Annotated in this window: 15 protein-coding genes; 7 read left to right on the top strand and 8 right to left on the bottom strand. The window is 58.5% G+C overall.

Going from position 1 to position 16,172, the window contains the following annotated elements; genetic code table 11:
- From H1B37_RS10250 to bktB, 4 genes are all read right to left on the bottom strand, one after another.
- On the bottom strand, positions 1-1,110 hold the full coding sequence (locus H1B37_RS10250) for an alpha/beta fold hydrolase (RefSeq protein ID WP_220498141.1): 1,110 nt from the start codon (positions 1,108-1,110) through the stop codon (positions 1-3).
- An 11-nt stretch (positions 1,111-1,121) separates the two neighbouring features.
- On the bottom strand, positions 1,122-1,478 hold the full coding sequence (locus H1B37_RS10245) for a hypothetical protein (RefSeq protein WP_182866550.1): 357 nt from the start codon (positions 1,476-1,478) through the stop codon (positions 1,122-1,124).
- Between the two features lie 83 nt (positions 1,479-1,561).
- The gene (locus H1B37_RS10240) at positions 1,562-2,305 is read right to left on the bottom strand and encodes a 3-oxoacyl-ACP reductase family protein (protein WP_182866549.1); all 744 of its coding nucleotides are present in this window, start codon (positions 2,303-2,305) and stop codon (positions 1,562-1,564) included.
- 55 nt (positions 2,306-2,360) lie between these two features.
- A complete protein-coding gene (gene bktB / locus H1B37_RS10235) occupies positions 2,361-3,542 on the bottom strand; it encodes a beta-ketothiolase BktB (RefSeq protein ID WP_182866548.1) in 1,182 nt (393 codons plus the stop codon).
- 864 nt (positions 3,543-4,406) lie between these two features.
- On the opposite strand from bktB, the gene H1B37_RS10230 reads away from it, so the two are divergent.
- The gene (locus tag H1B37_RS10230) at positions 4,407-5,693 is read left to right on the top strand and encodes an SDR family NAD(P)-dependent oxidoreductase (RefSeq protein WP_220498140.1); all 1,287 of its coding nucleotides are present in this window, start codon (positions 4,407-4,409) and stop codon (positions 5,691-5,693) included.
- Here the strand turns inward: H1B37_RS10230 and H1B37_RS10225 are convergent.
- The gene (locus H1B37_RS10225) at positions 5,690-6,187 is read right to left on the bottom strand and encodes a polyhydroxyalkanoate synthesis regulator DNA-binding domain-containing protein (protein WP_182866547.1); all 498 of its coding nucleotides are present in this window, start codon (positions 6,185-6,187) and stop codon (positions 5,690-5,692) included. The two genes, H1B37_RS10230 and H1B37_RS10225, sit on opposite strands and share 4 nt — an antisense overlap.
- Before the next feature lie 133 nt (positions 6,188-6,320).
- Between H1B37_RS10225 and H1B37_RS10220 the strand changes: the two genes are divergently transcribed.
- From H1B37_RS10220 to H1B37_RS10200, 5 genes are all read left to right on the top strand, one after another.
- Positions 6,321-6,752 (top strand): hypothetical protein, encoded by a 432-nt coding sequence (locus H1B37_RS10220; RefSeq protein WP_182866546.1) that lies wholly within the window; start codon positions 6,321-6,323, stop codon positions 6,750-6,752.
- Positions 6,753-6,810: 58 nt separating this feature from the next.
- On the top strand, positions 6,811-7,623 hold the full coding sequence (locus H1B37_RS10215) for a biotin--[acetyl-CoA-carboxylase] ligase (protein WP_182866545.1): 813 nt from the start codon (positions 6,811-6,813) through the stop codon (positions 7,621-7,623).
- A gap of 62 nt (positions 7,624-7,685) precedes the next feature.
- Positions 7,686-9,098 carry a class III poly(R)-hydroxyalkanoic acid synthase subunit PhaC gene (gene phaC, locus H1B37_RS10210; RefSeq protein ID WP_182866544.1) on the top strand — a complete coding sequence of 471 codons (1,413 nt, stop codon included), beginning with the start codon at positions 7,686-7,688 and terminating at the stop codon, positions 9,096-9,098.
- A gap of 58 nt (positions 9,099-9,156) precedes the next feature.
- Complete coding sequence (locus H1B37_RS10205; RefSeq protein ID WP_182866543.1) at positions 9,157-10,689, top strand: acyl-CoA carboxylase subunit beta; 1,533 nt, start codon at positions 9,157-9,159, stop codon at positions 10,687-10,689.
- 21 nt (positions 10,690-10,710) lie between these two features.
- Positions 10,711-12,708 carry an acetyl-CoA carboxylase biotin carboxylase subunit gene (locus H1B37_RS10200; RefSeq protein ID WP_182866542.1) on the top strand — a complete coding sequence of 666 codons (1,998 nt, stop codon included), beginning with the start codon at positions 10,711-10,713 and terminating at the stop codon, positions 12,706-12,708.
- 250 nt (positions 12,709-12,958) lie between these two features.
- Here the strand turns inward: H1B37_RS10200 and H1B37_RS10195 are convergent, their stop codons facing one another.
- Positions 12,959-13,900, bottom strand: a complete 942-nt coding sequence (locus tag H1B37_RS10195; protein ID WP_286177599.1) for an SDR family oxidoreductase — start codon at positions 13,898-13,900, stop codon at positions 12,959-12,961.
- Here H1B37_RS10195 and H1B37_RS10190 point away from each other — a divergent pair.
- Positions 13,883-14,143, top strand: coding sequence for a hypothetical protein (locus H1B37_RS10190; RefSeq protein WP_182866541.1), 261 nt, complete (start codon positions 13,883-13,885; stop codon positions 14,141-14,143). The two genes, H1B37_RS10195 and H1B37_RS10190, sit on opposite strands and share 18 nt — an antisense overlap.
- A gap of 50 nt (positions 14,144-14,193) precedes the next feature.
- On the opposite strand, the gene H1B37_RS10185 is transcribed toward H1B37_RS10190, so the two are convergent.
- The gene (locus tag H1B37_RS10185) at positions 14,194-14,535 is read right to left on the bottom strand and encodes a type II toxin-antitoxin system PemK/MazF family toxin (RefSeq protein ID WP_220498139.1); all 342 of its coding nucleotides are present in this window, start codon (positions 14,533-14,535) and stop codon (positions 14,194-14,196) included.
- A gap of 390 nt (positions 14,536-14,925) precedes the next feature.
- Complete coding sequence (locus H1B37_RS10180; RefSeq protein WP_182866540.1) at positions 14,926-15,330, bottom strand: hypothetical protein; 405 nt, start codon at positions 15,328-15,330, stop codon at positions 14,926-14,928.
- Between the last annotated feature and the right edge of the window lie 842 nt (positions 15,331-16,172).

Below are 16,172 nucleotides of genomic sequence, written 5' to 3'. Positions count from 1 at the left end.
TCAGCTACCCGATCGTTCGGCGAGCCAGGCTTCGATGTGCGGCCAGGTGTTTTTCTCCGCTCCGCGGCCGGCCATGATGCCGATGTGGCCGCCCCGCACCCGCAGCACTTCCTTGTCCTCGCTGCCCACCGCGTCCATCACGGCCTCGGACTGACACGGCGGCGTGATGTGATCGGCTTCGGCGATCACGTTCAACAAGTTCGCTTTCAACTTCTTCAGATCCACTGTTTCCCCACGCAACTGCATCGTGCCCTTCATCAACTTGTTCTCTTTGTAGAACTCGTTGATCAATTGCTTGTAAGCACCGCCGGCCATCGGAATGATGTCGCGGACCCAGGTGTTCATCGCATGCCAGGCTTCCACGGTGCCGGGGTTTTCGATCTTGTCCCACAGCATGCTGTAGCTGCCGAAGTAGTTTTCGATCGGCTTGAGCATTTTTGCGCCCGAATCGATCATTTCGCCGGGGACGTTGCCCATTTTTTCGACGATCGTGTCGGCATTGAAGGCCGGATTGCTGGACCAGCGGGTGAACCCGCCGGCCTCTTGGTCGCTGAAATCCAGCGGCGCCGTCAACAGCAACAGATTTTTCAAACCATCATCGGGCCGTAGCGCGGCGTACATCGTGCTGATCAGCGCGCCCAGGCACCAACCCAACATGCTGAACTCCTGGGCACCCGAGACGCTTTTGAATTTGCGAATCGCACGCGGCAGGTACTCCAACACGTAATCGTCAAAGCACATGTTCTTGTCTTCCGGGCCGGGTTCGCCCCAGTCCATCAGGTACAGCTCGTAACCGTGCCGCAGCATGTACTCGACAAAACTGTGTCCCGGCCGCAGGTCCAACACGTGCGGGCGATTCATGATGGCAAACACCATGAACAACGGAACCGGCTTGCGATCCTGTTCGGGGACGACGGGGATGTAGTGGTAGAGTTTTGCCTTGTTCAGAGTCCAAACGACCTCTTTGGGTGTTTGTGCGATCTTGGCGTCGGTGGTCAGCATGCGGTTGAATCGGTCGAGATTTTCCGCGGCCCGGTGCCAGTTTTGGCAAACCTCGGTGAAGGAAGGCATGCCGGCATCCACCGTTTGGGTCGATTCTTTCGTGGTCATTTCAATCCCCTTCAGTTCGTAGGTTGCGTGTCGTTGGACCGGGCACCTTCGCTCAACTGCGCGTCGAGGTCGTCCAACCGCATTTCGATGTTGGTCAAACGTTCGGCCAGACGTGTGATGTCATCGCGAGTGGGCATGTTCAATTGGGCCATCGCCTGGGACATGGCGGATTCCATGGCTTTGCGGAACGGCCCGGACGTCGTCAACCAAGCGTCCAGCATGGCGCCGGTCGATTCGGCATAGGCCTCGGTGTTGACGAAGTCCGTCATGATTTTCGACCACGATTCCATGTTGGAATCGCGCATTTGTTTCAGCATGCCCGTCGGATCGAAGGGGTCAAATGTTTGATTGTCTTTGGATTGCGACATCGTTTCTTCTCTAGCTCCTATTTTCACTGCGTGAATAAGACGGCTTCGATCGCGGCACCCGACGGGCACCGGCGCGGCCGGCGTTACATGAAGGCACCGCCGTTGACGTTGATCTGTTGCCCCGTGATGTAGTCACCGTCGGCGACCAGGAAGGTCACCGCATGGGCGATTTCTTCGGGGTGGGCGAATCGTCCCATCGGAATCCCGCCACGGATCTTGGCTTGAATCACCGGCGGGACCGCTTCGAACATGTCCGTGTCGGTGTAACCCGGCGCGATCGCATTGACCGTGATTCCCGAATGCACCAGCTCCGCGGCAGCCGTTCGCGTGAACGCGATGATTCCACCCTTGCTGGCGCTATAGTTGGCCTGGCCGATCGCAGGCACCTGACCATTCATCGAACTGATGTTGACGATCCGACCATAGCTTTGTGAGGTCATGATCGGGATCGCCGCCGAGGTGCAGAAAAAGCAACCGCCCAGGTTGGTCTGGATCACATCCATCCATTGCTGGTCGGTCATCCGCGGCAACATCGCATCGCGAGTGATCCCGGCGTTGTTGACCAAGATGTCCAAATGAGTGAACTCGTCGGCCACCTTTTGCACCATCGCCCGGGCTTCGGCCGGGTCACCGATGTTGGCTTTCGCCAAAATGCAAGTGCCTCCGCCGCGACCGATTTCATCGGCCACCTCCTGCGCCTTGGCCTCGTTGCTGGAAAAATTGATCGCGACCTTGGCCCCCTCACGCGCCAACTCCAACGCGATTGCGCGACCGATTCCACGTGACCCGCCGGTGATTAATGCAGTTCTTCCGTCGACCCTTCCCATCGTTGTCTGCTCCGTTTGAATTGCTGTGTTGAGTGAATGATTGTCGCCACGCGGATTAGATGTGTTCAAAGATCGCCGCGATCCCCTGACCGCCGCCGATGCACATCGTCACCAAGGCCCGTTTCTTGCCGGTGCGATTGAGTTCATAGAGCGCCTTGATCACCAGGATCGCGCCGGTCGCGCCGATCGGGTGTCCCAGTGAAATGCCGCTGCCGTTGGGATTGGTGCGGTCCATCGGCAAGTCCAATTCGCGACAAACCGCAATCGCCTGTGCTGCGAATGCTTCGTTGACTTCAAACACGTCGATGTCGTCGAGTCCAAAGCCCGTTTTTTCGAGCAGCTTGCGGACCGCGGGCACCGGTCCCATCCCCATGTACTTGGGGTCCACGCCGGCATAGGCATAGTCGACCAAGCGGCCCATCGGTTTCAAACCGCGACTCTCGGCAACTTCGCGATCGGCCAACACCAATGCCGCCGCGGCGTCGTTGATGCTGGACGCATTGCCGGGCGTCACTGTGCCCTCACGATCAAACACCGTGGGCAGTCGAGCCAATTTTTCCGTGGTCACGCCGTAACGCACCGTTTCGTCGACCTCAAAGGGAACGACATCACGTTTGACCTTGATGTCGATCGGGACGATTTGGGCTTTGAAATAACCGTGATCGATCGCGGCGCCCGCTCGACGGTGGCTCTCCACCGCCAATTCGTCCTGATCCTCACGCGAGATGCCATACTTCTTGGCAACGTTTTCCGCCGTGACGCCCATGTGGCAATCGTCAAAGGGGTCGCTGAGCGCACCGACCATCATGTCGACCATCGCCGTGTCATTCATCCGCGCACCGAACCGCATCGCGGCCGAACTGTACGGTGAACGACTCATGTTCTCCGCACCGCCGGCGACCGCCACTTCGGCATCCCCCAACATGATCGCGTGGGCCGCCGTGATCACCGCTTGCAACCCGCTGCCGCAAAGTCGGTTCAAGGTCAACGCGGGCGTTTCATGCGGCAACCCGCCGTTGATCGCCGCGACACGGGCAAGGTAATGATCGTGCGCATCGGTGTGAATGATATTGCCAAACACCACATGTTCGACATCATTCGGCTTGACCCCCGAACGCTTCACCGCCTCCTTCACACACTTGGCGGCCAGGTCACACGGGGCTGTGTCTTTCAAGCTGCCGCCGTAGCCTCCGATCGGAGTTCGCACGCCACTGAGTACCACCACTTCACGCGTCATCTCGCTGGCTCTCCTCTGCAACACATTGATTGATACGGCGCCTTGAAAATTCGCACCGACTGCGGGAACAAGGACACCTGATGGGCCACCACCGTTGATTCATCGTTGCGGTGGGCAGTGGCGTCAGCTTAAGCAAACGCTATACCAATCCTGGGGGTCGCCAAGCTTCCCAATCTCGAAAACAGGGACGGGCAATTACAAAGACAACAACCGTCAACAAACGCGCAACCAAGCGCAATTGCGTGCCCCATCGCACTTACCTTTCCAACGCAACAGCAATGCGCGCGGTGACGTCTCCCAGACGAACTGTGCGTCTGCGTAACGCTTTCGATACCGATCCGTCTCGCTCGTGCGTTATCGCTCGGTTTGCGTGACAACCATCACCATGCCAGCGGGAAGCGTCACGGCCTGTTGATTTAGTCGAAATGAAACAGCTAACGATTAGCCGATGGGCGCCAGCCCGGGTTTTGCGGCGGCGAGAACCGCGGCTAACGCCGTGCGGCTGATTAGATCAACAGGCCGATAAGCGAGCGGCCCAGGGGGTTACCCCGCGTCCAGCGCCCGCCACTGGCTGACGCCACGTGCTGGCATCCCATGCCGGCGGGAAGCGTAAGCGAGCGGCCCGTGCATCAACTCCACCCCCAGCGCCGGCCGATCCCGAAGGTGAGCGGAATGCCGCGCTCGGGTGTGCACCCGCACACTTTTGATGCGATTGCGCTACCCGAAAACCGCGATTTTACTTGGTTTTCGCTACGGTATGAGTTTTGCATACCTGGCAATGCTGCAATCGCAGCAATCGGGCGTTGCCGGCACCCACGCGGCCTGGCAGTCGCACGTTCACACAGTTTTTCGGAGGCATTCCCCATGTTACCAACCAACGGCAACGTGCTTGATTCGATGCTCCAGGGCATGCGTCAAGCCACGGAAGCCAACCTCAGGTTGCAGCAAGATTTGCTGCGGAGTTGGACGCGCTATTGGCCCGGCTTCACGGCTCGGCCCGTCGCCCCAATGACCGATCAAGAGAGCGGGCTCTCCAACCCGATCGCCGCGGCCGCCCTGCGAGCGGTGAAAGCGCAACAGGCGATAGCGATGGAGCGCTACGACACCGCGCTGGCGGCGATGGATGCGGCGCTGGGGATCGCTCCAGAGACCGACGCAGAAACAACTTCGCCGGCGCGCGTCGTGCCCGTGAACCGCCCTGCATCAGCAACACCGCCTGCAGCCGAACCGACAAACGAATCGAGCAACCCCAACGAAAACGGAACGTCAACGATGATTACCAAAGCCCCCGAACTCGACTTGCAAGAAGCTCCCCAACTGCCACCGAGCGTTTACAAGAACATCCGCGAAAAGGTCGCCGTCGTGACCGGTGCCGCCAGCGGGATCGGCGAAGCGGTGGCGCGTGAATTGGCCAACCGCGGCGCCAAAGCGGTGATGCTGGTCGACCGCAGCGACGGCGTCCAAGAGTTGGCCAAATCGATCAACCAGGCGGCCGGTCGAGAAGTCGCCGAGGCCAAATTGGGCGACACGACCGACGAAGCCTTCCGTAAACGCGTCTTCAACGAAGCGGCGGAAAAGCATGGCATCGTCACGATCTGTGTGCCGGCCGCGGGGATCACCCGTGACGCTTTGTCGGTGACGATCAACAAAGAAACCGGCCGGGCGCAAATCTATCCCACCGAAACGTTCCGCCAAGTCACCGAGGTGAATCTGATCGCTCCGATCTATTGGGGCATCGAGATGGTCGCGCGGATCGCCGAAGACCGCCGCCAACGTGGTCTGAAACGCTGGGATCCCGAAGAAACGGTCCAAGGCGTCGTGGTGTTCCTCGGTTCGGTTTCCTCGCAAGGCAACAAGGGACAGATCTCCTATGCCGTTGCCAAAGCGGGCCTGGAAGGTGCCGCCGCGACGTTGACCAAAGAAGCGATTTTCCACGGCGTCCGCTGTGGCATCATCCACCCCGGATTCACCGACACGCCGATGGCCCGAGCGCTTGGACAAGACTTCTTGGACAAGAACGTGCTGCCCTACACCCAACTGCGACGCCTGATCAAACCGGAGGAAATCGCCGACGCGATCTGCTTCATGATCTCCAACTCGGCGGTCAGCGGTGAACTGTGGGCGGACGCCGGCTGGCACGGCCCGGCTTAGTCGTCGCCCGCTTCGAGTTGTTCGATCCGCTCTTCGAGTTGCTTCACCCGTTGCGACAGTTGAGCGGATTCGGGCGACGCCGATTGCTGTGGATCGGGTTTGGATGAAGTCGACACGTTGTCCAGCCAGGCCTTGATCCATTGCATCGGGGCCAGCGACGCGGCGGCCGGATTGTGTCGCCGCAAGTAATCAAGGTAATCCAACGAATGACGGAAATAATCGCCCAGCAACCCCGACATCAAGTCGTTGGACCGGAGGACAAAATGCAACATTTCCGAGGGGAAAAGCGAGATTTTATCGGGGTGACGCTCCATGATGATTTGAATCAACACCGTTTGCGTCATGTCCTCACCGGACTGACTGTCGCGGATTTCCACCGTGTGCCCGCTGATCACCATCTCTTCGATGTCCTTCAGCGACACATACTTACTGGTGTGACTCGCATAGTAGCGGCGATTGGGATACCGCTTGATCAAGATGGGATGGTCGGTCATGAAAACCATGATCCTCCGAATAGCAAAGCCACTTTAGAACGTGCAGCACGCGTAAACGCTGCAAGAGTGTCCGTCGATTTATGATCCGACAGACACCGATTGGAAACCGACGCTTAAATGAGGAGCGAATGCAATGTCAGCGAAAACAGAAACGAACGTGTACGATCAAGTGTTTGAAAACATGAAGAAGGCTGCCGATGCCGGACTCAAGATGCAACAGGAAGCTATCGCCCAATGGACTGCATTATGGCCCGGCGTTGCCTCGCCGCAATCCGTTTGGGTTGACAAAGTGCGTGAATTCCAAAAGCAATGGGGCGAAGTCGTCTCCGAATTGGCGCATCGACATCGCACCACACTGGATCAACAGTATGATGCAGCGGTGGAATCGTTCGAAGAAGCCTTGCAGATCGGCGAATCGACCGACCCGCAAGAATTTCGCAAACGCACCGAACAGTTTTTCCGTAAAACGCTCGACTGCATGCGCGAAGCCAGCGAAGCTCAGATGAAAGAGTACCAGGAAGCGATGGCGAAACTGAGTGAACTGGTCACCAAGGCCGGGGCCTAATCCCCACGCCGAATGACGGCCCGAATTTCGCAGGAACCGAAACGCAGAAGGAAGCGCGATGCAGCGTGTGACCCTGACACCGGACGCGGCCTTGACGGACGCCGACTTGGATCATTTGACCAGGTCGACGTTCGTGCGGCAGATCGAGTTTCACCGGACGATTGATTCGACCAATCGCCGTGCGCTCCAACTGGCGCGAGAATTGGAACATGGCGGCTCGCTCGATGGCCCCCTGCTGGTTCTGGCCGAGTCACAGACCGATGGTCGTGGCCGTGGTACGAATCGCTGGTGGGCCCGGCCCGGTGCGTTGACGTTTACACTGCTGATCGACAGCCATCTGCCCCAACGGCGACTCCCCCAAGCCTCGTTGACGGTCGGACTGGCGGTGTGCGAAGCGATCGAGGAATTCCACCCACGCTCGGACATGCAGCTCAAATGGCCCAACGACGTTTTCTGTCGGCAACGCAAATTGAGCGGCATTTTGATCGAATTGCCGTTGAGCAACCCGCGATTGTTGGCCATCGGAATCGGGATCAATATCAATAACTCACTCCGCGACGCCCCCGAGGAATTGCAAGCGACGGCGACCGCCCTGTGTGACGTCGCCGGGCACACGTTTGACTTGACCGAAGTCCTGACCGGAGTGCTGAATCGATTGCAGTACCGACTGGAGTGTATCGGACGGCACGACGACGAACTACGAACCAAGTGGCGAGAGAGATGTTTACTGACCAATCGCGACGTCCAAGTCGACTTGGGAACACGGAAAGTTGCAGGTCGATGCCGTGGCATCGACGACGACGGTGCACTGGTCATCGAAACCCCTGCCGGATTAGAACCCTGTTTCGCCGGGTCGGTTACCCTGTTCTAAAACGCCACCACCTGCAAACACCACGCGGGCGCGAACCCAACGAGACGCCGTTCAAATCATGCATGAATGACCCCTCCGGCCAGCCGAATGCGAGCGCAAGAATACCGCCGCCGTTGGTGCGGTGTTGGACCGACGCCGTGAAACAGGCGGCCGAGGACGCGCGCGCCAGGCAACCCGCCGCGGATCCCAATGACGATCCCAAACGCCACCGACGCCGGTGGTTCAACCTGTGGGGCCGGGCCACCGAAACCTACCTCCGCAGCTCCGAGTTCTTGCAGGTTCTGAAACAACACATCGACACCCTGATCGCCACCAAACGCGCCGGCGACGCCCACTCCTCGGCCGTCGACATCAACAACAGCACCTTGCCCGAAGATGTTCGCGCCCTGGCGGCCAACTTTCGGCGACTGCTGCCGGATGCGACCCGGTGCCGGCAACCTGCGATCGCCGCTGAGTCAGAGAGCACTGTAACACCGCAATCAAACGAGTCGCTCAGCGGACCGCCGAAGTGGGCCACACCGTTTGACGTGGTGCATGAAGAATCGCAGATGAGGTTGCTGCACTTTTCCCCCTCGCGAGTTCAATACGCCCAGCCGGTGCTGGTCTGCTTTGCGCTGGTCAATCGCCCCTACATTCTGGATTTGAAAGAAAACCGCAGCGTCGTCCGGCGTCTGCTCGACCGCGGGCTGGATGTGTACGTGATCGACTGGGCCGCACCCGGCGACGCGGATGCTTCATTGCGGCTGGATGATTACGTCGGATCGATCCTGGACAACGCCATCAACATCGTCTGCGAGCAATCGAACGCGTCGCAACTGAGTCTGCTGGGGTATTGCATGGGCGGTACGATGACCGCGATGTACACCGCACTGCGTCCCGATCGGATCAAAAATCTGATCTTGATGGCGACGCCGATCGATTTCGACGGTCACAACGGATTGCTGAATTTGTGGGCCCGCCGCGAAACGTTTGACGTCGACGGACTGATCGACGCCTTCGGGAACTGCCCCGGCGAGTTCCTGCAGTTCGTTTTCCAGCTGATGAAACCCGTCCAAAACTTTGCCGAGAAACAACTGTCGTACCTGGAAAACGTCGGCGACACGGCGTTCATGGAGGACTTTGAAACGATCGAGCGCTGGTCCAACGACACGATCCCGGTGGCCGGCGAGACGTTTCGTGACTTCGTCTCCATGCTGTATCAACAAAACCGGCTGGTGAACGACCAAATGGTCTTGGCCGGCGAATCGATCCGGTTGGAATCGATCACCTGTCCGATTTTGCTGTTGGTCGCCCAGCGGGACCACTTGGTGCCGCCGGAGTCGACCTTGGCGATCCGACAACACGTCGGCTCACAAGACATCACGACTTTATCGATCCCCGCCGGCCACATCGGTCTGGCCGTCGGCTCCCAGGCGCAACAAGAACTCTGGCCGTCGGCGACGGACTGGATCGCAAACCACTCAACGGAACGATGACCCCTTAGGAAACGCCAGCGTCTTCATCGGCGCCGGCCGCAATTGAAAGAGAATCATCATGCAGGATATCGTCAAGCGACTCGAAGAAATGCGCAAGGCGGCCGAATTGGGCGGCGGCCAACGAAGGATCGACGCGCAGCACAAGAAAGGCAAACTGACCGCACGGGAGCGGATCGAACTGTTGTTGGATCCGGGCATGTTCGAAGAATGGGACATGTTCGTCGAACACCGCTGCAAAGATTTCGGGATGGACCAACAGAGCATCCCCGGCGACGGCGTCGTGACCGGCTACGGCACGATCAATGGGCGCGTCGTGTTCGTCTTCAGCCAAGACTTCACCGTCTTCGGGGGATCGTTGTCCGAAGCCCACGCCGAAAAAATCTGCAAGGTCATGGACCATGCGATCAAAGTCGGCGCGCCGGTGATCGGCATCAATGATTCCGGCGGGGCACGAATCCAGGAAGGCGTCGCGTCACTGGGGGGTTACGCCGATGTCTTCCAACGCAATGTGCTGGCCTCCGGCGTCGTGCCGCAGATCTCGTTGGTGATGGGCCCCTGTGCCGGCGGCGCGGTTTATTCGCCGGCGATGACCGATTTCATCTTCATGGTCAAAGACAGTTCGTACATGTTCGTGACCGGGCCGGATGTGGTCAAAACGGTCACGCACGAAGAGGTCACGCACGAACAGCTCGGCGGTGCGGTGACTCACTCGACCGTCTCCGGCGTTGCCGACCGCGCGTTCGAAAACGACGTCGAAGCCCTGGCGATGGTGCGGCGGTTCATGAACTATTTGCCGGCCAACAATCGCACTCCCGCTCCGCATCGCCCCACCCCCGATCCGTCCGACCGTGTCGAACCTTCGCTCGACACGCTGGTTCCCGATTCGCCGACGATGCCCTACGACATGAAGGAACTGATCCTCAAGATCGTCGACGACACCGACTTCTTTGAACTGCAGCCCGAACATGCCAAAAACATCGTCGTCGGGTTGGCCCGGATGGACGGCTATCCGATCGGCATCGTCGCCAACCAACCGCTGGTGTTGGCCGGCTGCCTGGACATCAAATCGTCGATCAAAGCCGCACGCTTCGTCCGTTTCTGCGACGCCTTTAACATCCCGCTGTTGACCCTGGTCGACGTCCCCGGCTTCATGCCCGGCACGGCCCAGGAATACGGCGGGATCATCAAACACGGCGCGAAACTGCTGTTCGCCTATGCCGAAGCCACCGTCCCCAAAGTCACCCTGATCACCCGCAAGGCCTACGGCGGTGCCTATGACGTGATGTCGTCCAAACACCTCCGCGGCGATGTCAATCTGGCCTGGCCGAGTGCGGAAATCGCGGTGATGGGCCCCAAAGGCGCGGTCGAAATCATCTTTCGCAAGGATTTGGACAACCCCGAGAAGATCGCCGAACTGACCGAAGAGTACCGCGTCAAGTTCGCCAACCCCTTCATCGCCGGTCGTCGCGGTTTCATCGACGACGTCGTGATGCCGCGGATGACCCGCAAACGTATTTGTCGATCGCTGGCCATGTTGCGCAGCAAGAAACTGGAAAACCCCTGGCGGAAGCACGGAAACATCCCGCTCTAAAGATTGGTCAAATCAAGAATCATGTTCAATAAAATCCTGATCGCAAATCGTGGCGAGATCGCATGCCGCGTCATCAAGACCGCGCGCAAAATGGGCATCGAAACCGTCGCGGTTTATTCCGAAGCCGATCGTGACGCACTGCACGTTTCCATGGCCGACCAGGCCGTTCTGATCGGACCGCCGCCGTCGGCCGAAAGCTACCTGGTGATCGACAAACTGATCGCCGCCTGTCGTGACACCGGCGCCCAGGCGGTTCACCCGGGTTACGGATTCGTGTCCGAGAACGCCGCTTTCGCCCAGCAACTGGCCGAAGCCGGGATCACCTTCATCGGTCCCAACGTCCACGCGATCAAAAACATGGGCGACAAGATCACGTCCAAGAAACTGGCCCAAGACGCCGGTGTGAATACCGTCCCCGGGCACGCCGACATCATCCCCTCACCCGATGCCGCCGTCGCGATCGCCCAGGAAATCGGCTATCCGGTGATGATCAAAGCCAGCGCCGGCGGCGGCGGCAAAGGGATGCGGATCGCCCGCAACGACGACGAGTGCCGCGACGGATTCCAGCGGGCCAGCGGTGAAGCCAAAACCTCGTTCGGCGATGACCGCGTGTTCATCGAAAAATTCATCGAACAACCGCGACACATCGAGATCCAAGTGATCGCCGACCGATACGGCAACGTGATTCACCTGGGTGAACGCGAATGTTCGCTCCAGCGGCGTCACCAAAAGGTTATCGAAGAAGCCCCCTCGCCCTTCTTGGACGCCAAGACACGTGCGGCGATGGGCGACCAAGCGGTCGCGCTGGCCCGCGCGGTCCAGTACGAATCAGCCGGAACGGTGGAATTCATTGTCGACAATGACCGCAATTTCTACTTCCTGGAAATGAATACCCGGTTGCAGGTCGAACACCCGGTGACCGAATACGTGACGGGACTGGACCTGGTCGAATTGATGATCCGCGTTGCGGCCGGCGAGGAGTTGCCGCTGTCCCAGTCGGACGTCAAGTTGCGTGGGTCGGCGATCGAGGCCAGGGTGTATGCCGAGGATCCGCTGCGCGGTTTTCTGCCGTCGATCGGGCGGCTGGTGCGGTACAGCCCGCCGCCGGAAAACGAGGTCGTTCGTGTCGACACCGGTGTCTATGAAGGCGCCGAGATCTCGATGCACTACGATCCGATGATCGCCAAACTGATCACCTATGGAACCACACGTGATATCGCGATCGCCCACATGCGCGAGGCACTCAATGAGTTCTACATTCGCGGCGTGTCGCACAACATCAGCTTCTTGGCGGCATTGATCGAACACCGACGTTTCCGCTCGGGAATGATCAGCACCAACATGATCGCGGAGGAATACCCGGATGGATTCCATCCGTCGGATTTGGTGCACGAAAATCCCGCCTTGCTGATCGTCGTCGCCGCGGCCATTCATCGCCGCTACATGGACCGCGCGGCGGGGATCAGCGGCCAATTGCCCGGTTATGAACGGAGCATCCCCGACAACTGGGTCATCATGCTCAATGGCGAGCAATCGCCGGTCGTGATGCGTCCCTATCCCGGTGGTCACGAAGTCACCTACGGCACCGACACCTACCGCGTGATCAGCGACTGGCAATTTGGCAAGCCGCTCTTCAAGGGCACCGTCAACGGCGAAACGGTCTGCATTCAAGTCGAGCGCCGTAACATGCATTACAGTCTGTTCCACTGGGGTTCCCAGATCGACATCATGGTCCTGACGCCGCGGGCGGCGGACCTGCTGGCCTGCATGCCGGTCAAAGAGCCGCCGGACATGAGCCGCTTCTTGCTCTCGCCGATGCCCGGCCTGTTGACGCAACTGAGAGTCGAAGAGGGGATCGAAGTCCACGCCGGGCAAGACTTGGCGGTGATCGAAGCAATGAAAATGGAAAACGTGCTCCGCGCCGAGCGCCAGGGACGCGTCGTAAAAGTCCTTGCCAATATCGGCGAGACACTGGCGGTCGATCAACCCATCCTGGAATTCGAATCACTGGGCGGGTGACGCAACCTGGCTCCGTGGCAAAACGATCGGGGGCAAAACGATCGGGGGCAAAACGATCGGGGGCAAAACGATCGGGGGCAAAACGATAAAAGCGTCCCCAGCGGCTTCGTCGCCCGCCCCCTTCACCACCATCATTCTGCCCCGAATCATTCTGCCATCTTACTCTTCATCGTCTTGCCCCCATCGTTTTGCCGCTCACTACAACCATCGCCCGCGCCACCTCCTAACCCAGCGGCACCTGCCGCGTTGATCAAGACGTTGTCGCCGAGCCGTTCTCCTTGTCCAACCCGGCGAAATACTCTTCTAAAGTGTGTGTGCCATTTTCGGGGGCCAGCATGTCCATCGCCATGACGGTCATGAAAAACTCGATCGGCCCATGCACTTTGCTTCCTGTGAATCGTCTGACAAGTTTCAGGATCAGGACTCTGATCCAATCAGGCAGGTGGACAATCGCGGGACGCTTCCCCAGAGACTCAAAGGCGATCGATGCGATTTGATTTTGTGTGAATGTCTCCGGCCCACCGACTTCAATCACCTGCACTGGCTTGTCGATCGCATCGACACAAACCCTCGCCAGGTCTTCCCCGTGAATCGGATTCGCCCTCAGTTCTCCATCTCCAAACAGGTAGACCCGGCCCCGTTTTGCCATGCGATAAAACTCGGACATGTCCGAGAAAAAGCCATTGGGGCGAATCACGCAATGGTCTAAACCGGATTGCTTCAATCGATCCACAAACCGCTCTTTTGCGTCGCAGATCTTCAGCTCTCTCAGCTTTTCACCGTTGAGCACGGAAACATAGATGAACTTCTCGACGCCGCTCCTCTTTGCCTCGTCCAGCAGATTCATGTTGGCCTGGAAATCCACATCCATGTAGGTCAGGCCATCTTTTTGTCGTGTGATACCGACCGTTGTGATCACAACATCGATGCCACGGCAACAGTCTTTGATCGAATCGGGATCCGTCAGTTGTGCCTCGATCACTTCATCCGCTTCGACACCAAGTTGCTTCAGTTTGCCCTGGTTCCGAGCAATCGTCCGTACAAAATGAGAGCGTCTTTGAAGTTCCTTCGCGATATAGCTTCCCAAATACCCTGTTGAACCGGCCAACAAAACTCGCTTCATCATTTCCCCGGTCTTCAGCACGCGTTGCGAAAGGGCGACGGCCGACAGCGGTTGCTCGCCCACTTCCATGAAAACGGTGCAACGAGTATCTCGCGAAGCGACGCAGGCGCGAAGGTGACGGCAGGCAATACCACCATCATCCAGTCATCTTTCTCTTCATCGTCTTGCCCCCATCGTTTTGCCCCCTTCACGCAACCATCGCCCACGCCCGTTTCACGCCCGACGGGCATTACCACCATCATCATTCTGCTGGCCTCGATTCTCGCCGCGCTCGTCAAGGGCTTTATGGTCGGCGCAGGATTGGGGCAGTGATCGATCACGCGAATCGGTGCCCGCATTTCGGACAAATACGCGACTTGCCGTCATTGTCCCAGCACGACGTTGATTCCCACGAGCACGGCAGCCAGTTGCTTCTTTGGAAGTGTTCCGGTGCATTGAGTCAATTGAGCTTTGTCGATGGCGACAATCAGTGAGACGTTCGCCACAGAATCCTTCTCAAGTCCGGTGTAGCGTTTCTTCAGGGTGACATTGCCAGGGGCACCTGCCCATTTAAGGTTGCTGGTCAACGGGACGCAAACCGTGGTTGAGATGCGACTGCGATTAAAAGCATTGCACTGGACGATCAGGACAGGACGTCGAAACCCGGCACCAGAACCGATGGGTTCATCGAGGTCGGCCCACCAGACGTCACCCTGTCGAATCACCACTCAACCCGCCGCAGAGCCCTATGAGCCATTGACTTGGCTGCCGTGGTATCCGCGTCCTGTTCCCGCACTTCGTCGGCGACTTCATCGAGTGCCCGTGTCACGCTCTCTTCATCATGTCTCGCGATAAATTCGGCGAGTGCGCGGGCGTACAACTCACTGCGTGAGGTCTGGAAACGTGCCGCAAGTCTCTCGGCATCGTTGAACACGTCATCTGGGATGGAAACCGCTGTTTTCATACCCGAAGTATAACCGCGGCGTGCGGAATGTCAAAAATTGGTCGGTCCTCCGCGAATCACGATCGCAAGCCAGAAGAAGCCCGGACACGAGAAAGGAAAGCAGTCAACAATCCCGCCGTTTTCAGTTGAACCACAATCCGTTTCTACCCCATTATCGATGGCAAGTCCCGAGGAACGCCAGAACCTCGACGGAGGTCGTCTGGAATCGACCCGCAGACATTTTGAATTGGGTGCGCAACGTCCAACGGTGGCAGTCCAGGAGCGAATCGATTTTCGAGGTGAAAGAGAAGGTGTTTTCGTCATCGCGTTCCACGTGCAGCATCCATTCTCCGCCGGGGGCGATCCAGGCGGCTGAACCGCACTCGGCGTAGTGATGCGTAAATAAGCGGGCAAATCCACTCCAGTCGTCGGCATCGACATCCACCCCAGCAACGCAGTCCGTGCAGCGGACATGCACACGCATCCGCTGAAGCGGTTGATCCACCTCCGCTGGCGTGCGCTGCAGCAACCGAAGCGATGTCAGCCCTTCGTCACAGATGAAGTCGTAGTGCTCCATCGTCAGTCACCTCGTTGGGCTTGCTAACCGTGATCCGCCGTCGATTCAGAGAAACGGGAAGATGTCGATCGACCAAGCGATGCCGTCCCTACCCCGCGGAAGCTTCACGGAAGGGAACAATGAATTCGGCGGGATGTTCATCGGACGCATTGGTGCGAAGCAGCAATTTCTTTGGTGCGACGAGTTCAACTTTGTATCCCATTCTCGTCAATCGTTTCGTGAGCAATCGGCTCGATGCCTCGGGCAACAACGAATTGGTCGCGACAGTGAGTTTCTTTTTTCGGATTCGCGCAACGATGAATCGTTCCGTGCGAATTCTCACGTCGGCATCACCGTACGAGACGAGCAACATCGGCTGGTCGATTGCTCGGTGAACGAATGACGAAATCACCTTCAATACGTCTGGATCCAGGTTCACCGTTGCTTGCACATGAATTCTCTGTTTGACCCCCTGTTCCGTTGGCCCTTCGGTGAAACTGACCCAAGCACCATTCTCCGTCGCTTCGTTGCTGAATGCAGAGGTACAAAACAACGTACAGACGACGAGGCAAAAGCCCACGTTCAAGAGAGAGCGACTCACGACGACACCCCGTAACGATTTAAGTTTGTCGGCAAACGTCCACCGTGGCACGGCGGACAACCAAGTGATCTCGTCGGACTCGGATTCCGAGCCTGTGTGCGAAGGCGAATGATTTCCGCGTCCGGTAACAGCGACAGCGCAAACCATCGTTGCTCCGCGACAATATACTCGACGAGAGCATCCCGTGAGGGCCAGACTGCCCCGATTTCATCGCTCCTCGTGGCGACTACTTCACATTGTCACCGGGGCCTGTCCCCGTCGG

It is taken from the genome of Stieleria mannarensis, from assembly GCF_014154935.1.
GTDB lineage: Bacteria > Planctomycetota > Planctomycetia > Pirellulales > Pirellulaceae > Stieleria > Stieleria mannarensis.
The sequence above is the reverse complement of the archived record's forward strand: the minus strand, read 5'-3'. Positions and strand labels throughout refer to the sequence as shown.

Bases quoted from the DNA above. Each gene is read 5' to 3' on its own strand.
- H1B37_RS10225 (WP_182866547.1), bottom strand. From the start codon at position 6,187: ATGACCGACCATCCCATCTTGATCAAGCGGTATCCCAATCGCCGCTAC.
- H1B37_RS10215 (WP_182866545.1), top strand. From the start codon at position 6,811: ATGCAGCGTGTGACCCTGACACCGGACGCGGCCTTGACGGACGCCGAC.
- H1B37_RS10240 (WP_182866549.1), bottom strand. From the start codon at position 2,305: ATGGGAAGGGTCGACGGAAGAACTGCATTAATCACCGGCGGGTCACGT.
- H1B37_RS10195 (WP_286177599.1), bottom strand. From the start codon at position 13,900: ATGGAAGTGGGCGAGCAACCGCTGTCGGCCGTCGCCCTTTCGCAACGC.
- bktB (WP_182866548.1), bottom strand. From the start codon at position 3,542: ATGACGCGTGAAGTGGTGGTACTCAGTGGCGTGCGAACTCCGATCGGA.
- H1B37_RS10245 (WP_182866550.1), bottom strand. From the start codon at position 1,478: ATGTCGCAATCCAAAGACAATCAAACATTTGACCCCTTCGATCCGACG.
- H1B37_RS10220 (WP_182866546.1), top strand. From the start codon at position 6,321: ATGTCAGCGAAAACAGAAACGAACGTGTACGATCAAGTGTTTGAAAAC.
- H1B37_RS10250 (WP_220498141.1), bottom strand. From the start codon at position 1,110: ATGACCACGAAAGAATCGACCCAAACGGTGGATGCCGGCATGCCTTCC.
- H1B37_RS10180 (WP_182866540.1), bottom strand. From the start codon at position 15,330: ATGGAGCACTACGACTTCATCTGTGACGAAGGGCTGACATCGCTTCGG.
- phaC (WP_182866544.1), top strand. From the start codon at position 7,686: ATGAATGACCCCTCCGGCCAGCCGAATGCGAGCGCAAGAATACCGCCG.
- H1B37_RS10200 (WP_182866542.1), top strand. From the start codon at position 10,711: ATGTTCAATAAAATCCTGATCGCAAATCGTGGCGAGATCGCATGCCGC.
- H1B37_RS10230 (WP_220498140.1), top strand. From the start codon at position 4,407: ATGTTACCAACCAACGGCAACGTGCTTGATTCGATGCTCCAGGGCATG.
- H1B37_RS10205 (WP_182866543.1), top strand. From the start codon at position 9,157: ATGCAGGATATCGTCAAGCGACTCGAAGAAATGCGCAAGGCGGCCGAA.